This is a genomic window from Mycobacterium sp. 1465703.0 (genome assembly GCF_001672975.1).
Classification (GTDB): Bacteria; Actinomycetota; Actinomycetes; order Mycobacteriales; family Mycobacteriaceae; genus Mycobacterium.
In genome coordinates, this window is the sequence record NZ_LZKU01000256.1 from 15,817 (window position 1) to 34,820 (window position 19,004).

The following is a 19,004-nucleotide window of genomic DNA, read 5'->3' on the forward strand; positions in this document are numbered from 1 at the left end:
ACTGGGTTACCTGCTTTCTAAAGTTCCGTATGTTCCGACCCTAACCAACCGAGCCCGCTGTTTCGCGGCCACGCACCCCTGAAACGGGCGCGTTCGCTCACAGCGTCATGGCGGGGTCACTTCCCGGTGTCGGCCTCGTCGGATTCGCCGGCCTCATCCGAGGCTTCGTCGTCCTCCGTCGCCGGATTGCCGGCCCCCTCCGTGCGCTTGCCGAAGAATTCACTGGTGTCGATGGTGTTCCCAGCGCTGTCGGTGACGGTCGCCGCCCGGATCACCTCGGCGATGGCCAGCGACCGGCGCACGTCGGCGAACATGGCCGGCAGCTGGTTGTTTTCCTGCAGGTAGCCCAACAGTTGCTGGGGTTCGATGCCGTATTGCTGTGACGTCGCCACCAGCCGCTCGGTCAGGTCCTCCTGGCCGACCTGGATCTGCAGCTCGTCGGCCAGCGCGTCCAGCAGCAGTTGCCTCTTGACGTCCGTCTCGGCGGCGGTGCGCGTCTCGTTCTCGAACTCTTCGCGAGACTTGCCTTGCTGGGCCAGCACTTCCTCGAGCTTGGTTTCGTCGTGGTTGAGGCTGTGCAGGGCATTGTGCAGGGCACTGTCGACCTGCGCCTTGACGATCGCCTCCGGCAGCGGCACGTCGACCTGCTCGAGCAGCGTGTCGAGAGTGGCCTCGCGGATGTTCTCGGCTTGCTGGACTCGCTTGGTGCGGCCGACCTGGTCGCGCAGGTTGGTCTTCAGCTCCTCGATGGTGTCGAACTCGCTGGCCAGTTGGGCGAACTCGTCGTCGGGCTCGGGCAGCTCGCGTTCCTTGATCGACTTGACCGTGACGGTCACCTGCGCGTCCTTACCGGCGTGCTCGCCGGTCGCCAGCGCCGCGGTGAACTCCTTGGACTCGTCGACCGACAATCCGATCAGAGCTTCGTCGAGGCCCGCGATGAGCCGGCCCGACCCGACCTCGTGGGACAGGCCCTGTGCGGTGGCGCCCGGAACCTCTTCACCGTCGATAGTGGCCGACAGGTCGATCGACACGAAGTCACCGTCGGCGACCGGGCGGTCCACTCCGGTCAGGGTGCCGAACCGGGCACGCAGAGACTGCAGTTCGGCGTCCACGTCTTCGTCGCTGACCTCGATCGGGTCCACCGAGACCTTGAGTTCGCCCGGGTCCGGCAGAGTGAGCTTCGGGCGCACGTCGACCTCGGCGGTGAAGGCCAGCTCCTCGCCATACTCCTTTTTGGTGACCTCGATCTCGGGCTGGCCCAGTGGGTGCACCTCTGACTCCGCGACCGCCTGCCCGTACCGCGCCGGCAGCGCCTCGTTGACGACCTGATCGAGCATGGCCTCACGGCCGAACCGGGCCTCCAGCAACTTCGCCGGCGCCTTGCCCGGCCGGAATCCGGGCAGCCGCACCTGCCGGGCCAGCTCCTTATAAGCACGCTGGAAATCGGGCTCGAGTTCCGAGAAAGGGACCTCCACGTTGATGCGCACCCGGGTGGGGCTCAACTGCTCGACGGTGCTCTTCACGGGTGTGCTCCTCAGTGCTCGTTCTTGGCGGTCGGTGGGCCGTGCGCAACGCACGGTGCCGGTCGTGCTGGTCGGGGTGACAGGATTTGAACCTGCGGCCTTCCGCTCCCAAAGCGGATGCGCTACCAAGCTGCGCTACACCCCGCGCTGACCTCGATGATCCTAAGGCCCCTCAACACCTGGTTGGCCACGGGCTTCGCAGCGACGTCACAGACCTCACAGAGCGATCACAAAATCGAGTCGATTAGATTTGATCTCCGTCGCCAGCTACAGTCACGCTCGACTAAATACATGCGGGCGTAGCTCAATGGTAGAGCCCTAGTCTTCCAAACTAGCTACGCGGGTTCGATTCCCGTCGCCCGCTCTGGGCTGGCTATCTGCTCGACAGAGAGGCGCCATGAGCGACCTGAAGAGCGACGTGTCAATACACGGCTCATGCGCGTCGGACTTCGTCGGGGTTCGCGACGCGTTCGAGCGCAATTTCACGCTGGGCTCCGAAGTCGGCGCCGCAGTCGCGGTCTGGGTCGACGGGTCCCTGGTGGTCAATCTGTGGGGTGGCTGGGCCGATGCGGCCCGTACCCGTACCTGGCAGCAGAACACGCTGACGACGGTGTTGTCCGGCACCAAGGCCCTGTCGGCCACCTGTGTGCACCAACTCGCCGACCGTGGTGAGCTGGACCTGCAGGCGCCGGTCGCGCACTACTGGCCCGAGTTCGCCCAGGCGGGCAAACAAGACATCACGGTGGCGATGGTGATGAGCCACCGCTCCGGCGTCATCGGCCCGCGCACCCGGATGCGCTGGGAGCAGGTCGCCGACTGGGACTACGTCTGCGAACAGCTGGCCGCCGCCGAGCCGTGGTGGGAGCCGGGCACCGCCCAGGGTTACCACATGACCACCTTCGGTTTCATCATGGGCGAGGTGTTTCGCCGGATCACCGGCCGCACCATTGGCCAATACCTGCGCGCCGAGATCGCCGAACCGTTGGGCGCCGATGTCCACATCGGGTTGCCGCTGTCCGAACAGCACCGTTGCGCCGAGCGGGTCAACAAGCCGCACGCCCGAGACCTGCTGGCCGACGCGAACGCGCCCGGCTACCCGACCAGCCTGGCCGAGCACCCGAAGGCGGGACTGTCCATCTCGATGGGGTTCGCCCCGGATGACGAACTCGGCTCACACGACCTGAACCTGTGGCGCGAACTCGAATTCCCCGGCACCAACGGGCAGGTCTCGGCGCTTGGGCTGGCGACGTTCTACAACGCGCTCGCCCAGGAGAAGCTGCTCAGCCGCCAGCACATGGATCTGGTGCGGGTCTGCCAGGGCGGCCTAGAGACCGATCTGGTGCTGGGCCCGCGGGTCGCCGACCACGGATGGGGCCTGGGGTACATGCTCAACCAGCGCTGCGTCAACGGACCCAACCCGCGCATCTTCGGTCACGGCGGGCTGGGGGGTTCGTTCGGGTTCGTCGATCTCGAGCACCGCATCGGCTACGCGTATGTGGCCAATCACTTCGATCCCACCAAGGCGAACGCGGACCCCCGCAGCCTGGTGTTGTCCAACGAGGTCTACTCGGTGCTGGGAGTCAGCTAGCCACGGACACAAACGCGCCCTGCCGATAACCGGCAGGGCGCGTTTTTGTTGCGTGACTTATCGGATCAGGGGTGCCAGCCCGGAGGCGGCGGCGGTCCCCACGGACCATGCGGAGGCGGCGGTGGTCCCCAGCCGGGACCCCCGGCCGGACCGGGCGGGTTCCAGCCCCCGGGCCCCCAACCCTCGTGACGCCAGTCGTGGCAGTTGTTCCAGTCCCAGTTATCGCCCCAGCCCGGATCCCAGAACTCACCCGGACACCATTGCGGGAAAGGTCCGGGATGCGCCTGCGCCTCGGTTGCGACGCCCAGGCCCGCCAGTCCCAGCCCACCGATTGCGAGAGCCGTTGCGGCCAAACGTGGAAGAGTTTTCACAGCAAGGACTATTACCCATCGGTGCTTTGGCTAAACAAATCGGCGCCAGTGTTTCGGGCTGAGAGTTACCTGTTAATCCGGTCCGGCTGCGTCAACTGCCGGGCCGGCCGGCTCATTTCTGGCAGGTCGGGCACCAGAAAACGTTTCGGCCCTCCAGCACCGTCGTGCGGATCGGATCACCGGACACCCGGCAGGGTTCGCCGGCGCGCCGGTAGACGTAGGTGCGGGGCCGATCGGGCCGGTACGACGGCGCGCCGTGATCGTGCTCCGGCCGCACCACGATGATCTTGCCGCGCCGCAAACCGACCTTCATCAACGTCACCAGGTCGCTCCAGGCCGCATCGAACTCGGCCTCGCCGACGTCGCGGCCGGGCCGGAACGGGTCGATCCGGTGACGGAACAACAACTCGCTGCGATAGACGTTACCCACCCCGGCCATCACCGTCTGATCCATCAACAGGGCGCCAATAGGCCTGCGGGACTTGGCAATTCGCTTCCACGCCCACGACGGATCGGCGTCGCTGCGCAGCGGGTCGGGGCCTAATCTGGCCAGGACGTCGCTGACTTGGCCTTCGTCGATGACCTCGCACACCGTCGGCCCGCGCAGGTCGGTGCCGTGATCGGCGCCGATCATGCGCATCCGGACCTGCCCGACCGCTTCGGGAAACAGTCCGTCGCCGGTACGTTCCCACTCGGTGAAGGCGCCGTACAGCCCGAGATGCACGTGCACGATCGGGCCGCCGGCGTAGTGGTGAAACAGGTGCTTCCCCCAGGCGCTGGTGCGCTGCAGCACCCGACCGTTGACCACCGCCGCCGAATCAGCGAAGCGGCCCTGGGGGCTGGACACCGCCACGGGGGCGCCGGCGTACCGGCGTTGGTGCAGCCGGGCCAACCGATGCAGGGTATGCCCTTCGGGCACGCGCAGACCTTTCCGGCGTCAATCAGCCGCGCCGGGTACCGGCGGGGCCTGGTGGGTGCGTTCGTATTCGGCGAGTATGTCGATACGCCGTTGGTGGCGTTCGGCTTTCGACCACGGCGTGGTCAAGAAGGCGTCGACGATGGCCAGCGCCTCGGCCACGGTGTGCATCCGTCCGCCGATGCCGATCAGTTGGGCGTTGTTGTGTTCGCGGGCCAGCGTCGCGGTTTCGACGCTCCAGGCCAGCGCGCACCGGGCGCCGGGGACCTTGTTGGCGGCGATCTGCTCTCCGTTGCCCGAGCCACCCAGCACGATGCCCAGGCTGTCCGGGTCGGCGACCGTGCGAGTGGCGGCGGCGATGCAAAACGCCGGGTAATCGTCTTCGGCGTCGTAGCTGAAGGCACCGCAGTCGATCGGCTCGTACCCGGATTTCTGGAGGTGGTCGATGATCTGCTGCTTGAGCTCGAATCCGGCGTGGTCAGAGCCGAGGTAGACGCGCATGCCCGCAATCCTTACACAGCCACCGCCGCCCGTTTCGCGGCGATCCAGTGCGGTCTAGTCGAATTCGGGCTTCTCGGTGCGGGTCCGCTTGAGCTCGAAGAAGTGCGGGTAGGACGCGAAGGTGACCGAGGCGTCCCACAGCTTGCCCGCTTCCTCACCCCGCGGGATCTTGGAGAGCACCGGCCCGAAGAAGGCCACGTCGTTGACGTGGATGGTCGGTGTGCCGACGTCGTCGCCGACCGCGTCCATGCCGGCGTGGTGGCTCTTGCGCAGCGCTTCGTCGTAGGCGTCGCTGTTCGCGGCCTCCGCCAACTCGGCGGGCAGGTCGGCGTCGGCCAGCGCCAGCTTGATCACGTCGTCGAGTTCTTTGTTGCCCTCGTTGTGGATCCGGGTCCCCATCGCGGTGTACAGCGGCCGCAGCACCTCGGCCCCGTGGGCCTGCTCAGCGGCGATCGCCACGCGCACCGGGCCGAAGGCCTTCGCCAGCCGTTCGCGGTATTCGTCGGGCAGACCTTCGCGGTTCTCGTTGAGCACCGCCAGGCTCATCACGTGAAAGTTCACCTCGATGTCGCGAACCTTTTCCACTTCGAGGATCCAGCGCGAGGTGATCCATGCCCACGGACATAGCGGATCGAACCAGAAATCGGCTTTGTTTTTCGCGGCGGCGGTGTCAGGCATGGCGCATCCTCTCGTCGGATAAAAGACTGCTCTTCATAACCGTAGGCGTCTGGATCCTGTTCCCGCTTCGCCCGACCCGTAAGTTGGACACGTGGCACTTCCCAACCTCACCCGCGAACAGGCCGTCGAACGCGCTTCCCTGATCACCGTCGCCAGCTATCAGATCGACCTAGATCTCACCGACGGCAGTGGCGCTCCCAGTGAACGGAACTTCCGCTCGCTCACCACGGTGGTGTTCGATGCGCTCGACGGCGCCGACACGGTCATCGACATCGCCGCCGACACCATTCGCAGCGCCACCCTCAACGGGCACGATCTGGACGTTTCCGGATACGACGAATCCACCGGTATCCCACTGCGCGGGCTGGCCGACCGCAACATCGTCGTGGTTGACGCGGACTGCCGTTACTCCAACACCGGCGAGGGTCTGCACCGATTCGTCGACCCGGTCGACGACGAGACCTATCTGTACTCGCAGTTCGAAACCGCCGATGCCAAGCGCATGTTCGCCTGCTTCGACCAGCCCGACCTCAAGGCCACCTTCGACGTGCGGGTCACCGCGCCCACGCATTGGAAGGTGATCTCCAACGGCGCGACGGTGTCGGTGGAAGACGGCGTGCACACCTTTGCCACCACACCCCGGATGAGCACCTATCTGGTCGCGCTGATCGCCGGCCCCTACGCCGAATGGAACGACGTTTACACCGATGAGCACGGCGAGATCCCGCTGGGCATCTACTGCCGGTCGTCTTTGGCGCAACACATGGACGCCGAGCGGCTGTTCACCCAAACCAAACAGGGATTTGGCTTCTACCACAAGAACTTTGGGCTCCCCTACGCGTTCGGGAAATACGATCAGCTGTTCGTTCCCGAATTCAACGCCGGCGCAATGGAAAACGCCGGCGCGGTGACCTTCCTTGAGGACTACGTGTTTCGCAGCAAGGTCACCCGGGCATCCTACGAACGGCGCGCCGAGACCGTGCTGCATGAGATGGCGCACATGTGGTTCGGGGATCTGGTCACCATGGCCTGGTGGGACGACCTGTGGCTGAACGAGTCGTTCGCGACCTTCGCCTCGGTGCTGTGCCAAAGCGAGGCAACCGAATTCACCGAGGCCTGGACGACATTCGCCACGGTGGAGAAGTCGTGGGCCTACCGCCAGGATCAGTTGCCGTCGACGCATCCGATCGCCGCCGACATCCCCGACTTGGCCGCGGTCGAGGTGAACTTCGACGGCATCACCTACGCCAAAGGCGCTTCGGTGCTCAAGCAACTCGTCGCCTATGTCGGGTTGGAGCACTTCCTGGCCGGGCTGCGAGACTACTTCCGCGCCCACGCCTTCGGGAATGCCACCTTCGACGACCTGGTCACCGCGCTGGAGCAGGCGTCGGGACGCGACCTGTCCGATTGGGGTCAGCAGTGGCTCAAGACGACCGGGCTGAATACGCTGCGGCCGGATTTCGACGTCGACACGGACGGCAGGTTCACCCGGTTCGCGGTGACTCAGAGCGGCGCCGCACCGGGCGCCGGCGAGACCCGGGTGCACCGGCTGGCGGTCGGGATCTACGACGACGACGGCAGCGGAAAGCTGGTGCGAGTGCACCGCGAAGAGCTCGACGTCGAAGGTTCGGTCACGGAAGTTCCTGCACTGGTTGGTGTTTCGCGGGGCCAGCTGGTCCTGGTCAATGACGACGACCTGACGTATTGCTCGTTACGGCTGGACACGGAGTCGCTAGGCACCGCGCTGGAGCGCATCGCCGACATCGCCGAGCCGCTGCCGCGCTCGCTGGTCTGGTCGGCCGCTTGGGAGATGACGCGTGAAGCCGAACTGCGGGCGCGCGATTTCGTGGCCCTGGTGACGGGTGGCGTGCACGCCGAATCCGAGGTCGGGGTGGCACAACGGCTGCTGCTGCAGGCGCAGACTGCGCTGACGTCGTACGCCGAACAGGGCTGGGCGCGCGAGCAGGGCTGGCCGCAGTTCGCCGACCGGCTGTTGGAGTTGGCGCGTGCCGCGCAGCCCGGCTCGGACCACCAGCTCGCCTTCGTTAACACGCTGTGCTCGTCGGTGCTGTCGACGGACCATGTCGCGACGCTGGCGGAGCTGCTGGAGCGGGGTCCCGCCGAGTTGGGACTGGCCGGCCTCGAGATCGACACGGACCTGCGGTGGCGGATCGTGACGGCGCTGGCCACCGCCGGTGCCATCGACGCCGATGGGCCCGCGACGCCGTTCATCGATGCCGAGATCCAGCGCGATCCGACCGCCGCCGGCAAGCGGCACGGGGCCCAGGCCGCGACGGCCCGGCCTCAGCTGCGGGTCAAGGAGGAAGCCTGGACGATGGTGGTGGAGGACGACACCCTGGCCAACATCACCGCCCGCTCGATCATCGCGGGCATCGCGCCGGCGGGGCAGGCCGAGTTGCTCAAGCCGTTCACAGAGCGCTATTTCGAGGTGATCTCCGGAGTCTGGGCGCGCCGATCCAGCGAAGTGGCGCAGACGGTGGTGATCGGCCTGTATCCGCACTGGGACATCAGCGACGACGGCATTGCCGCCGCGGACAAGTTCTTGTCCGACCCGCAGGTGCCGGCGGCGTTGCGACGTCTGGTGCTCGAGGGTCAGGCCGGAGTGAAGCGTTCGTTGCGGGCGCGCCGTTTCGACGCCAGCGAGAGCTGAGCGCCCCCGCCGCTTAGAACTAAGCAATGGTGGCGACCCGCCGCGCCCGGCTACGCCGCGCTTGCGATCGCCACTAAGCCGGCGAAATCCCGGCGCTGAGCACGCGGATCGCGCTGACCAGGCCGTCGACCAGGTCACCCCGCTCGAATGCCGACGATGCGGCGGCGACACCCAGCGGTGCGGCCGACTCGGCGCCCCGGCCGCGAACCTCCGTGCCGTAGACCACCTCGATGACCTTCTGGTCGGGTGAGACGGCCAGCAGCACCGCATTGTTCGGCGTCGGCACGTCGGCCAGGATCTGGCGAGCGCGTGCGGCGGTGTCGGTGCCCAGGTCGCCCAGATAGACCGCGAAACGCGTCTTGGATGCCCGCGATCCGTATTTCAGCGCATCGTCCACGGTGACCAGGTCTTTGGTGGAAAAGGGGAACTGCACCGACAGTTCGCCCGGCTCGGTGACGCCCGAGATCCGTCCGCTGGTGGTGATCACCCAGCCAGGCGGCAGCTCGGCGGGTTCTCTCGTCGCTACCTCACCACGTGCCACTGGCGCCACCTCCAACTGCGAATTCCGACGTGTCGTGCCCACCGTGCCCGCCGTGGGCATGGCCGACATCTTCGCCGGTGGCAGCCCAGAGAATCGGCGGATGCGTCCACTTCTCGCCCAGCTTGTAGGACGCCGGGTGCGGTCCCTTGCGGGACCAGATCAGCACCGACAGCGCGACCACCAGCAACAGTGGTATTCCGACGATGAACAGGTGAAGATGCATAGGACTCACGACGCAAACCGTATCCCACGCAGCGATCTACCGGCGCGACCGGACGCCAGATTGGTGATCAGGCCGCGCCTTCACCCAGATATCGGGCCCAGGCCGGGTCCAGTTCCTTGACCGTCGACAGCAGCCGCCAATGTTGTCCGGTCGGCGGCAGCGGCGGCCGGCGCAGCGTCCAGCCCAGTTCGTTGAGCAGCTTGTCGCCCTTGCGGTGGTTGCAGGTCGAGCAGCACGCGACGCAATTCTCCCAGGAATGGTCACCGCCGCGGCTGCGCGGCACGACGTGGTCGACGGTGTCCGCCTTCGACCCGCAATAGGCGCAGCAGAACCGGTCGCGGTGCATCAGCGCGGCGCGGGTCATCGGAACGCGCGCCCGGTAGGGAACGCGGACGTAGGACCGCAGTTGGATCACCGAGGGCACCACGATCGAACTGGTCGCCGAGTGAATGACCGGGCCGGCCGGATCGTGGTGCACCACGTCGGCCTTTCCGCAGATCACCATGACGATCGCGCGCCGCATGGGCAGCGCGGTCAGCGGCTCATAGGTGGAATTGAGCAGCAGGACCCGCCGTCGGCTCCAGATGGAAGTGCTCTCGGAACGGGTGGGCGGATGGACTTCAACGCTATGCAACGACGACACGGTTGTGGGCCCGGTTGACCCTGCCGCGGCTACCGGATTGCGGTGACTGCGGCGTCTCTTGCCCTGCGCCATAGATCCTCCGCGAACAGTCCACCATGATTCGCCGCCAATCGCACCCCTATTGCAGGTGAACGCCGTGTCGATCCGATGAACACCCGGCGTGAGGCCGGGCCGCCTCAGCCCGGCCCCGCGAGGATGCACCACAATGGACGGCGATGGATGAGGTTGCACAGTCCTTCTACGACGCGATCGGCGGTGCCGAGACTTTCCACGCGATCGTGTCGCGCTTTTACGCCCAGGTCCCCGAGGACGAGATACTGCGTGAGCTGTATCCGCTGGACGACCTGGAGGGCGCCGAAGAGCGCTTGCGGATGTTCCTCGAGCAGTACTGGGGCGGCCCGCGCACCTACTCCGACCGGCGCGGACACCCCCGGCTGCGGATGCGTCACGTGCCGTTCCGGATCACTCCCCTGGCGCGTGACGCGTGGCTGCGGTGCATGCACACGGCCGTCGCCTCCATCGATTCGCAGACACTCGACGACGAACACCGTCGCGCGTTGCTCGACTATCTGGAAATGGCTGCCCACTCACTCGTCAACTCGCCCCTGTGATACCCAGCAACTGAACGGAGCAGGATGAGCCCCGGACCATGGTGGTCGAACGCGGTCTTCTACCAGGTGTATCCACGGTCGTTCGCCGACAGCAACGGCGACGGCGTGGGAGATATCGACGGGGTGCTGGCCCAATTGGATCACCTCGAGCGGCTGGGCGTCGACGCGATCTGGCTGAATCCGGTCACCGTCTCACCCATGGCTGATCACGGCTACGACGTGGCCGATCCCCGGGACATCGACCCGCTGTTCGGCGGGATGGCGGCCATCGAGCGGCTGATCCCGGCCGCACACCAGCGGGGCATCAAGATCACCATGGACGTGGTGCCCAACCACACCAGTTCGGCGCATCCGTGGTTTCAGGCGGCGCTGGCGGCCGGCCCGGGCACCGACGCGCGGGAGCGTTACTACTTTCGCGACGGGCGGGGCGAGCATGGCGAGCTGCCGCCGAACAACTGGACCTCGGTGTTCGGCGGGTCGGCCTGGACGCGGGTGGTCGAACCGGACGGCAATCCCGGGCAGTGGTACCTACACCTTTTCGACACCGAGCAGCCCGACCTGAACTGGGAACACCCCGACGTCTTCGACGACTTCGAGAAGACGCTGCGCTTCTGGCTGGAGCGCGGCGTGGACGGCTTTCGCATAGACGTGGCCCACGGCATGGCCAAGCCGTCCGACCTGCCCGACGCGAAAGACGACGTCAAGGTGCTCAGCCACAGCGACGACGACCCGCGGTTCAATCACCCGACCGTGCACGACATCCATCGCGGCATCCGCAGGATCGTCGACGATTACCCCGAAGCGGTGACCATCGGCGAGGTGTGGGTGCTGGACAACCTGCTGTGGGCCCAGTATCTGCGGCCCGACGAATTGCACCTCGGGTTCAACTTCCGGCTGACCAAGATCGACTTCGACGCCGCCGAAATCCACGACGCGATCCAGAATTCGCTGGCGGCCACGGCAATCCATCAGTCCATCCCGACCTGGACGCTGTCCAACCACGACGTCGGCCGCGAGGTCACCCGGTACGGCGGCGGCGAGATCGGGCTGCGCCGGGCGAATGCGATGACGATGGTGATGCTCGCCCTGCCGGGTGCGGTGTTCATCTACAACGGCGAGGAGTTGGGCCTCCCGGACGTGCTGGACCTGCCTGACGAGGTGCTGCAGGACCCGACCTGGGAACGCTCCGGACACACCGAGCGCGGCCGGGACAAATGCCGGGTGCCGATCCCGTGGTCGGGTGAGGACCCCCCGTTCGGGTTCTCCTCCTCGGCGCAGACATGGCTGCCGATGCCGAAGGAGTGGGCGGCGCTCACCGTCGAGAAGCAGAGCGACGATCCCGATTCCACGTTGTCCTTCTTTCAGCGAGCGCTCGAATTGCGAAAGCGCCGTGTGGAATTCGACGGCGACGGCGTCGAGTGGCTGGAGGCGTCCAGCGATGCGGTGATCTTCCGGCGCCCCGGCGGGCTTATCTGCGCTCTCAACAGCGGTGCGGCCCCCCTGCCGCTGCCGGCGGGGGAACTCATCTTGGGCAGCGCACCGCTGCTCGACGGGAAGCTCCCACCGGATTCCGCGGCCTGGCTCGCGTAACCGGTCGGAAACACGTGGCGAGCATTTCGCCGCTCACTGCTCTATATGTTGTGCATGGCTTCCTACGAGTGGACAGTGATCGGTGCCGGGCCGGCGGGTATCGCCGCGGTGGGAAGGCTGCTGGACCACGGGATCGCGCCGGAACGGATCGCCTGGATCGATCCGGACTTCGCCGGCGGAGACATCGGCCAAAAGTGGAGGTCGGTGTCGAGCAACACCCACGTCGGGCTCTTTCTCGAATACTTCAACGGCTCCAAGTCGTTTCGCTTCGCCGAAGCACCGCCCATGCCGCTGCGCGAAATCGATCCCCGGGAGACGTGCGCGCTGGGCCTGGTGGCCGAACCCCTGGTGTGGATCACCGAGCACCTGCGTGAGCAGGTCGACGCGATCGCCGCGACCGCAACCGCGTTGTTCCTGCACGACCGCCAGTGGCGGATCGAAATGGAACCGCGCGATGTCTCGTCGAAGAACGTGATCCTGGCCGTCGGCGCGGAACCCAAGAAACTTTGCCACCCTGACCTCGATGAGATCGGGGTCCAGGTCGCTCTGGACCCGGAAAAGCTCGCCCAAGAGCCACTGGCCGGCAAGACGGTCGCCGTGTTCGGATCATCGCACTCGTCGATGATCGTTCTGCCGAACCTGCTTCGCCATCCCGTCAAACGAATCATCAACTTCTACCGGAGTCCGCTGAAATACGCTGTATATCTGGATAATTGGATCCTCTTTGACGACACCGGCCTGAAGGGTCAAGCGGCCGTGTGGGCGCGGGAGAACATCGACGGGGTGCTCCCGGACCGCCTGGAGAGGTGCTGGGTCTCCAGCCCGGACTTCGCCGCGAAACTGGCACAGTGCGACCGGGTCGTCTACACCGTCGGCTTCGAGCGCAGAACGTTGCCGGAGACACCGCAGTGGGGCCAACTGGACTACAACCGCACCAACGGAATCCTTGCCCCGGGCCTGTTCGGGGTGGGCATCGCGTTTCCCCAGTACGCCGAAGACCCCTACGGCTACGGCCAGTTTCGGGTGGGCCTGAAGAAATTCATGGACCACCTCGACGCCGTTCTGCCGCTGTGGCTGCTCTACGGTCCCTGATCTCCCGTCCGCCGACCGCATTTAACTCAGCCTGATCCATTTGGAATCCGCAGCCCGCCGCGCTCACGGCTTCCCGGATCATCCCAGCAGCAGCGCGGGGTCACCACGGCGGCGATACACCGAACCGAACCGGGCATCCAGGCGCAACCACGTCGGCAGGATCCGCACCCGGATCAATTCGTCGGCGTCGACCGCATCGGGTGACTGCGGCAGGAAACCCATCGCGGTCAAGGCGAACACGCAGCGCATGGGCAATCCGACCTGCACGTCGTCCGCGCTCACCTGAATGACCTCCTGGTCGAGCAGCGACACCGGCGGGCCATGAGAACTGCTGTGCTCCTTGGCAAGTTGCGCACCGCGTTGCGCCAGCTCGAGTATCACCCGGGCGGGTATGTCCTCGAGGTGGGTGAAGCCGGATTCGGGCGGCAATGCACCCCGCCACGCCGAGTCCATCGCGAAACCGGGATCGACATAACCCGAGTCATCCATAGCGGCCAGGCCGCGCGCCAGCGCGTCAGCGCCCACCGAAAGATCCCCCGGCCGCACCTCCCCGACGACGACCCTGCTGGCCAGCACGTCGAAACCCGTCGCGACCCAGGCGGTCAACAGCCCTTCGGATCGCGTCCGGAATCGGATGATCGCGGCGTCATCGAGTCGCAGCGCCCGATCGACGAACGCGGCGAGATCCCTGCGGTGGGCGGCCCTCGAGTCGGCGGCCAGCCATAGTCCGCGGTCGGCTACCTGATCCACCGTTGCAGATACTCCCGATGTTGTGGCGAGAGTCGCACCAGCCGCTCCTCTTCGATGTGGACGGCGGCCAATTGCGACTCGGCGATGACGGCGGGTTTCGACTCCGGATCCGCAGCGACCGAACGGACTTCATAACCCAGCGTGAAGTCGACCGCCCGCAACCGCTTGGTCCACATCGTCACCTGCAGCGGCGAATCCACCAGCCGCAGCTGACCTTTGTAGGTCACCTTGACCTCGGCGATGAGCAACCCGATCGTCAAGATGTCGACCTCGAACGCCTCACGCAGGAACTGGACCCGCGCCTCCTCCAGGATCGTGACCATTGTGGCGTGGTTGACGTGCTGATACATGTCGATGTCCGACCAGCGCACTGGCACGGGCGCGACGAAGCCGACGCTCAACTTGACGATCCTCTTCCACTGGTCCGGGTCATGCGACGGATTTGTCGGGCGGCGACGGACAGCGTCGCGAGATCCTTGTTCCCGCTTTCCTGAATCTCGATGAGTGTTCGGCGGGCCCGCTCGACCCGGGAGGCACTCAGGTGTTCCCACTCGGCGATCTTTTCTTCTCCACTTTCGTCAGGCTCCCCCACGGCGAGCACATCGAAACACAGCGACCGCAACGACGCGTAGATATCGTCACGAATCGCCAAGCGCGCCAAGGAGTGCCAACGGTCCCGGCGCGGCAGCTCGGATACCGCCGTCAGCAGCCCATCGGTGCCGAGCCGGTCCATCAGGGCGAAATACGTATCCGCCACCTCGGCGGCATCGATGTCGTTGATGTCGCCGATGTCGATGATGTCGAGCAGGCTGAAGCGGTAGAGCCCGGAGGAAACCAGGTAGGCCAGGTCTTCGGGTGCGCCCTGGGATGCGAATTCCGCGGCTTCCTTTTCGACGATGGCCTTGTCGTCACCACGCAACCACTCCGACATGCGCGGCGTCAGCGCCTTGACCTTGGCGGCGAACCGGTTGATCTCTGCTCCGACCGCCAACGGCTGCGGACGGTAGTTGAGCAGCCACCGCCCGGCGCGGTCGATCAGCCGCCGGGTATCCAGTGTGAGCCGATCCGACAGTGCGACAGGCAGATTCGCGACGCGGATGCGCCGCCAGATCTCCCCCACGCCGAAGATGGCGTCGGTGGCGACGTAGGTGCGCACCGCGTCGACGGATCCGACGCCGACGTCTTCGACGATGCGGAACGCGTAGCTGATGCCGGCGGTATCCACCAGGTCGTTGATCAGCATGGTGGTGACGATCTCGCGACGCAGCTGGTGCGTGCGGATCTCCGGGGTGAACCGTTCCCGCAACGGTTTCGGGAAGTACATCGGCAGCCGGGATGCGAATACGTCCTGTTCGGTCAGCTCGGTCTCCAGCATCTCTTCTTTGAGCCCGAGTTTCACGTGAGCCATCAACGTGCACAGCTCCGGCGAGGTGAGCCCGATGCCGGCCTCCACACGGCGCGCGATCTCCTTCTCCGAGGGCAGCGCCTCCAGGTCGCGGTGGATGCCGCGCTCGTCCACCAGGTACTGAATCTGCCTGGCGTGCACCGGCAGCAGGCTGACCGCGTTGGCGCGGCTGGTGCCGATCAGGTCGTTCTGGTCCTCGTTGTCGGTGAGCACCAGTTGCGCGACCTCGTCGGTCATCGACTCCAGTAGTGGTTTGCGCTCGTCCGGCGTGACCTTGCCCGCGGTGACCAAGGAGTCGATCAGGATCTTGATGTTGACCTCGTGGTCCGACGAGTCCACGCCGGCCGAGTTGTCCATGGCATCGGTGTTGATCCGGCCGCCCGATAAATCGAACTCGACGCGCCCCAGCGCCGTCACTCCGAGATTGCCGCCCTCGCCGATCACCTTGGCGCGCACCGTAGAACCGTTGACCCGAACCGGGTCGTTGGCGCGGTCGCCGACGTCCGCATCAGACTCGGACTCGGCCTTGATGTAGGTGCCGATGCCGCCGTTGAACAGCAGATCCACCGGCGCCTGCAAAATCGCTTTGACCAGGTTGGGCGGCGTCATCTCGGTGACCTCACCCTCGATGCCCAACGCCTCGCGGACCTGGGGGCTGACCGGGATCGCTTTGTGCTCACGGCTGTAGACCCCGCCGCCCTCGCTGATCAACGACGTGTCGTAGTCCTCCCAGCTGGACCGGGGCAGGTCGAACATCCGCCGGCGCTCCTCCCAGGAACGCGCCGCGTCGGGGTCGGGATCAAGGAAGACGTGGCGGTGGTCGAAGGCGGCGAGCAATCTGATGTGCTTGCTCAGCAGCATGCCGTTGCCGAAGACATCGCCGCTCATGTCGCCGATTCCCACCACGGTGAAATCCTCGGTCTGGGTGTCGACATCCATCTCGCGGAAGTGCCGTTTGACGGCCTCCCACGTGCCCCTGGCGGTGATGCCCATGGCCTTGTGGTCGTAGCCGACCGAGCCGCCGGACGCGAACGCGTCGCCCAACCAGAATCCGTAGGACTTCGCCACGTCGTTGGCGATGTCGGAGAAGGTGGCGGTGCCCTTGTCCGCGGCCACCACCAGATACGCGTCATCGCCATCGCGCCGAATGACTTCCGGTGGCGCACTGACCTTTCCGGTCGCATGGTCGACGTTGTCGGTGACGTCGAGCAGGCCGGAGATGAACAACTTATAGCAGGCGACGCCCTCGGCGCGGCTGGCGTCGCGGTCGGCGGCGGCATCGCCGGTGGGCAGCGGTGGCCGCTTGAGGACGAATCCGCCTTTGGCGCCGACCGGCACGATGACGGCGTTCTTGACCGCCTGCGCCTTGACCAGGCCGAGGATTTCGGTGCGGAAGTCGTCTCGGCGATCCGACCAGCGCAGCCCACCGCGGGCCACCGGGCCGAACCGCAGGTGCACGCCTTCCACCCGCGGCGAGTAGACGAAGATCTCGTACTTGGGTCGCGGCAGTGGCAGCTCGTCGACCAACTGGGCGTCCAACTTGATCGCCAACACATTGCGTGCCCGCGCCGAACCCTCGTGTGTGACAAAGTAATTGGTCCGCAAGGTGGCCTGTACCAGCGAGGCGAAGGCACGCAGAATGCGGTCTGTGTCCAGGCTCACCAGCGCGTCGATGTCGGCTGCGACCGCCGCGGCCGCCGCCTGCGCGTCGCGACTCGTCGATGACTTCGACCGCGGGCCGAACAGCGCCTCAAACAGCGCCACCAGCGATCGCGCGGTGGAGGGATGCTCGTTGAGGACCGACTCGATATAGGACTGGCTGTACGGAAAGTTCGCCTGCCGCAAGTATTTTGCGTAGGCCCGCAACAGCACGACCTGCTGCCACTGAAGGCCGGCGCGCATCACCAGCTCGTTGAACCGGTCGATCTCGAGGCGACCCTGCCAGATGGCGGTGACCGCGTCGGCGAAGCGCTCGGCCATCGCGTCCCGCTCGGCTTGCGTCGAGGCCAGCCGGATGGTCGGGTGCGGTGAGATCTTGAACTGATAGATCCACACCGGAAGCCCGTCGGACCGGTCGACGGTGAACGGCCGCTCCTCGAGCACCACCACCCCCATGCTCTGCAGCATCGGCAGCAGTTTGCTCAGCGAGGCGGTGCGCCCACCCAGGAACCAGGTCAGCTGGGCGGTCCCGTCGTCGGCCTCGGTGAACACCAACTTGACCGAATCGTCTTGCAGCTCATTGATGATGGCGATGTGGCCGATGGCATCGGCCGGGGCGACGGCCTGCTTGTAGACCTCGGGGAACGCGTCGGCGTAATACTCCGCGTCGGCGTGCCCGACGGAGCCTTCCGCTGCCGCGGCGATGAGTCGGTCGGCCCAGGTTCGCGCCGCTTCGCTCAGCAGCCCCTGGATGCGGATCCGGTTGCGTTCGGAGACGTCGACCGGCGCGGCGTCGGGATGATCCGCAGGCAGCCGAACCATGAAATGCATGAGCGCCCAAGGCGATTCGCTAACCCGGGCGGTGAATTCGAGTCGGGTGCCACCGAATTCGTGAACCAGGATGTCTTCGATCTGCAGCCGCACCGCCGTCGTGTAGCGGTCGCGGGGCAAATACACCAGGCATGAGACGAAGTACTGCAGGCGGTCGGCCCGCAAGAACAACAACGCGTTGCGTTGCGGCCCCAGATCGACGACCGCCTTGGCCATCGCCAGAAGCCGTTCGGCGCTCAGGGTGAACAGCTCGGAGCGGGGAACGGTCTGGATGACGTCGAGCAGCAACTGGCCCGGATGGATCGGGTCGTTGTCGGCCATTGCCAAGGCCTCACGGACCCGGCGCGAGATCGTCGGGATTTCCAGCACATCGGCGTTCATGGCGGCCACCGTGAACAGTCCGACGAAGCGGTGCTCGATCACCGAGCCGTCCACGTATTCGCGCACCGCGATGACATACGGGTAGGCGCCGTAGCGCAGATAGCTGCCCACCACGGATTGCGCCAGAACCAGCAGCCTGTCGTCGTCGGTCAGCCGGGGGCGCGAGCCGGTGCGGGTGCGCAGCACACCAAGACCGCGTGTCCCGTCACCGGAGACCTGACCGTCGTGCACACGGCAGCGCTGATAGCCGAGCAGCAGGAAGTTGCCGTTGCCCAGCCAGCGCAGCAGCGCCGCGACGTCGTCGCGGTCCGGCGCCGAGAAGTGGTCTTGCGCGTTGGCCTCGACCTGCGCAGCCAACTCGTTCAGCGTGGCGATCAAGTGCGATGCGTCGCTGGCGACCTGTTGAACGTCGGCCAGGACCTTGGGCAGCAGCCGATCGACCTCGGTGAGTCCCTTGCTGTCGACCGACGGCAGCAGCTGCACGTGAATCCACGCTTCGCCGTCGAATTGCGATGCGCCTTTGGATTTCGCTGCCACACTGAGCAGGTCACCGTCGGGGCTGCGATGCACGTCGAACACCGGCGTCATGATCGCCGTGTAGGGCACGCCGAGCCGGTGCAGCAGTACCGTGACGGAATCCATCAGCATGCCGCCGTGATCGGTGACGACTTGCAGCGCGGGGCCGAACCCGGCGGGGTCTTCGGCCGGATACACCGCGACGCGGCTCTCGCCGTCGGGCCGGTGCAGACCGAGTTGGTAGTGCGCGCTGAGCATGGCCGGGGACACGATCGTCGCCGGCACGGTCAGGTCGATCGGCCGGGTTTCGGCACCCCCCGACTCGTCGCTATGCGGACCGCGATAGCTCTCTACATAGGCTTTCGAGATCCACTCAGGAATGTCCTGCTGCTGGGTGAAGGTCGTCCACGGCTCGAGATCCTGTTTAGCTCCGGGATCTATCGTCATGCCGATTGCTCCCAACTGGCGACGGTTGTCGGTGCGCTCGATCGCCCCGCTGGGTGCCGGCGCGGGG

16 protein-coding genes and 2 tRNA genes are annotated in these 19,004 nt (G+C 66.0%); 6 read left to right on the forward strand and 12 right to left on the reverse strand.

The window, feature by feature from the left end; translation table 11 throughout:
• Positions 1 to 116 precede the first annotated feature (116 nt).
• Positions 117 to 1,523 carry a trigger factor gene (tig, locus tag A5625_RS24070; protein ID WP_067000108.1) on the reverse strand — a complete coding sequence of 469 codons (1,407 nt, stop codon included), beginning with the start codon at positions 1,521 to 1,523 and terminating at the stop codon, positions 117 to 119.
• Positions 1,524 to 1,591: 68 nt separating this feature from the next.
• Positions 1,592 to 1,668 (reverse strand) — tRNA-Pro (locus A5625_RS24075).
• 148 nt (positions 1,669 to 1,816) lie between these two features.
• On the opposite strand from A5625_RS24075, the gene A5625_RS24080 reads away from it, so the two are divergent.
• Positions 1,817 to 1,887, forward strand: a tRNA-Gly gene (locus A5625_RS24080).
• A gap of 33 nt (positions 1,888 to 1,920) precedes the next feature.
• Complete coding sequence (locus A5625_RS24085) at positions 1,921 to 3,111, forward strand: serine hydrolase domain-containing protein (RefSeq protein WP_067000111.1); 1,191 nt, start codon at positions 1,921 to 1,923, stop codon at positions 3,109 to 3,111.
• 65 nt (positions 3,112 to 3,176) lie between these two features.
• Here the strand turns inward: A5625_RS24085 and A5625_RS29725 are convergent, their stop codons facing one another.
• From A5625_RS29725 to A5625_RS24100, 4 genes are all read right to left on the reverse strand, one after another.
• On the reverse strand, positions 3,177 to 3,482 hold the full coding sequence (locus A5625_RS29725) for a hypothetical protein (protein ID WP_369830041.1): 306 nt from the start codon (positions 3,480 to 3,482) through the stop codon (positions 3,177 to 3,179).
• 112 nt (positions 3,483 to 3,594) lie between these two features.
• Positions 3,595 to 4,401 (reverse strand): Fpg/Nei family DNA glycosylase, encoded by an 807-nt coding sequence (locus A5625_RS24090; RefSeq protein WP_067000114.1) that lies wholly within the window; start codon positions 4,399 to 4,401, stop codon positions 3,595 to 3,597.
• Positions 4,402 to 4,419: 18 nt separating this feature from the next.
• A complete protein-coding gene (locus A5625_RS24095; protein WP_067000117.1) occupies positions 4,420 to 4,899 on the reverse strand; it encodes a ribose-5-phosphate isomerase in 480 nt (159 codons plus the stop codon).
• Positions 4,900 to 4,953: 54 nt separating this feature from the next.
• Entirely contained in the window at positions 4,954 to 5,577 is a 624-nt protein-coding gene (locus tag A5625_RS24100) for a DsbA family protein (protein ID WP_067000119.1), read from the reverse strand.
• Positions 5,578 to 5,668: 91 nt separating this feature from the next.
• Here A5625_RS24100 and pepN point away from each other — a divergent pair, with 91 nt between their 5' ends.
• Complete coding sequence (pepN, locus tag A5625_RS24105; RefSeq protein ID WP_067000123.1) at positions 5,669 to 8,248, forward strand: aminopeptidase N; 2,580 nt, start codon at positions 5,669 to 5,671, stop codon at positions 8,246 to 8,248.
• Between the two features lie 73 nt (positions 8,249 to 8,321).
• Here the strand turns inward: pepN and A5625_RS24110 are convergent, their stop codons facing one another.
• The 3 genes from A5625_RS24110 to A5625_RS24120 all read right to left on the reverse strand — a co-directional run bounded on the left by A5625_RS24110 (position 8,322) and on the right by A5625_RS24120 (position 9,727).
• The gene (locus A5625_RS24110) at positions 8,322 to 8,789 is read right to left on the reverse strand and encodes a DUF5130 domain-containing protein (RefSeq protein WP_067000127.1); all 468 of its coding nucleotides are present in this window, start codon (positions 8,787 to 8,789) and stop codon (positions 8,322 to 8,324) included.
• Positions 8,776 to 9,012: a hypothetical protein gene (locus tag A5625_RS24115; RefSeq protein WP_067000130.1), complete on the reverse strand. Its 237-nt coding sequence runs from the start codon at positions 9,010 to 9,012 to the stop codon at positions 8,776 to 8,778. Before A5625_RS24115 ends, A5625_RS24110 begins: the two co-directional genes overlap by 14 nt.
• Before the next feature lie 67 nt (positions 9,013 to 9,079).
• A complete protein-coding gene (locus tag A5625_RS24120) occupies positions 9,080 to 9,727 on the reverse strand; it encodes an HNH endonuclease (RefSeq protein ID WP_067000133.1) in 648 nt (215 codons plus the stop codon).
• A 143-nt stretch (positions 9,728 to 9,870) separates the two neighbouring features.
• Between A5625_RS24120 and A5625_RS24125 the strand changes: the two genes are divergently transcribed.
• From A5625_RS24125 to A5625_RS24135, 3 genes are all read left to right on the forward strand, one after another.
• The gene (locus tag A5625_RS24125) at positions 9,871 to 10,266 is read left to right on the forward strand and encodes a globin (protein ID WP_067000135.1); all 396 of its coding nucleotides are present in this window, start codon (positions 9,871 to 9,873) and stop codon (positions 10,264 to 10,266) included.
• A 24-nt stretch (positions 10,267 to 10,290) separates the two neighbouring features.
• Positions 10,291 to 11,856, forward strand: a complete 1,566-nt coding sequence (locus A5625_RS24130) for a glycoside hydrolase family 13 protein (protein ID WP_067000139.1) — start codon at positions 10,291 to 10,293, stop codon at positions 11,854 to 11,856.
• Positions 11,857 to 11,931: 75 nt separating this feature from the next.
• Positions 11,932 to 12,948, forward strand: coding sequence for a pyridine nucleotide-disulfide oxidoreductase (locus A5625_RS24135; protein ID WP_067000228.1), 1,017 nt, complete (start codon positions 11,932 to 11,934; stop codon positions 12,946 to 12,948).
• Positions 12,949 to 13,026: 78 nt separating this feature from the next.
• Here the strand turns inward: A5625_RS24135 and A5625_RS24140 are convergent, their stop codons facing one another.
• From A5625_RS24140 to A5625_RS24150, 3 genes are read right to left on the reverse strand one after another with little or no spacing between them, the layout of a single operon-like run.
• Positions 13,027 to 13,698: a hypothetical protein gene (locus A5625_RS24140; RefSeq protein ID WP_067000142.1), complete on the reverse strand. Its 672-nt coding sequence runs from the start codon at positions 13,696 to 13,698 to the stop codon at positions 13,027 to 13,029.
• Positions 13,686 to 14,099, reverse strand: a complete 414-nt coding sequence (locus A5625_RS24145) for a thioesterase family protein (RefSeq protein WP_067000145.1) — start codon at positions 14,097 to 14,099, stop codon at positions 13,686 to 13,688. The genes A5625_RS24140 and A5625_RS24145 overlap by 13 nt, the downstream gene beginning before the upstream one ends.
• Entirely contained in the window at positions 14,096 to 18,937 is a 4,842-nt protein-coding gene (locus A5625_RS24150; RefSeq protein ID WP_067000148.1) for an NAD-glutamate dehydrogenase, read from the reverse strand. The genes A5625_RS24145 and A5625_RS24150 overlap by 4 nt, the downstream gene beginning before the upstream one ends.
• Between the last annotated feature and the right edge of the window lie 67 nt (positions 18,938 to 19,004).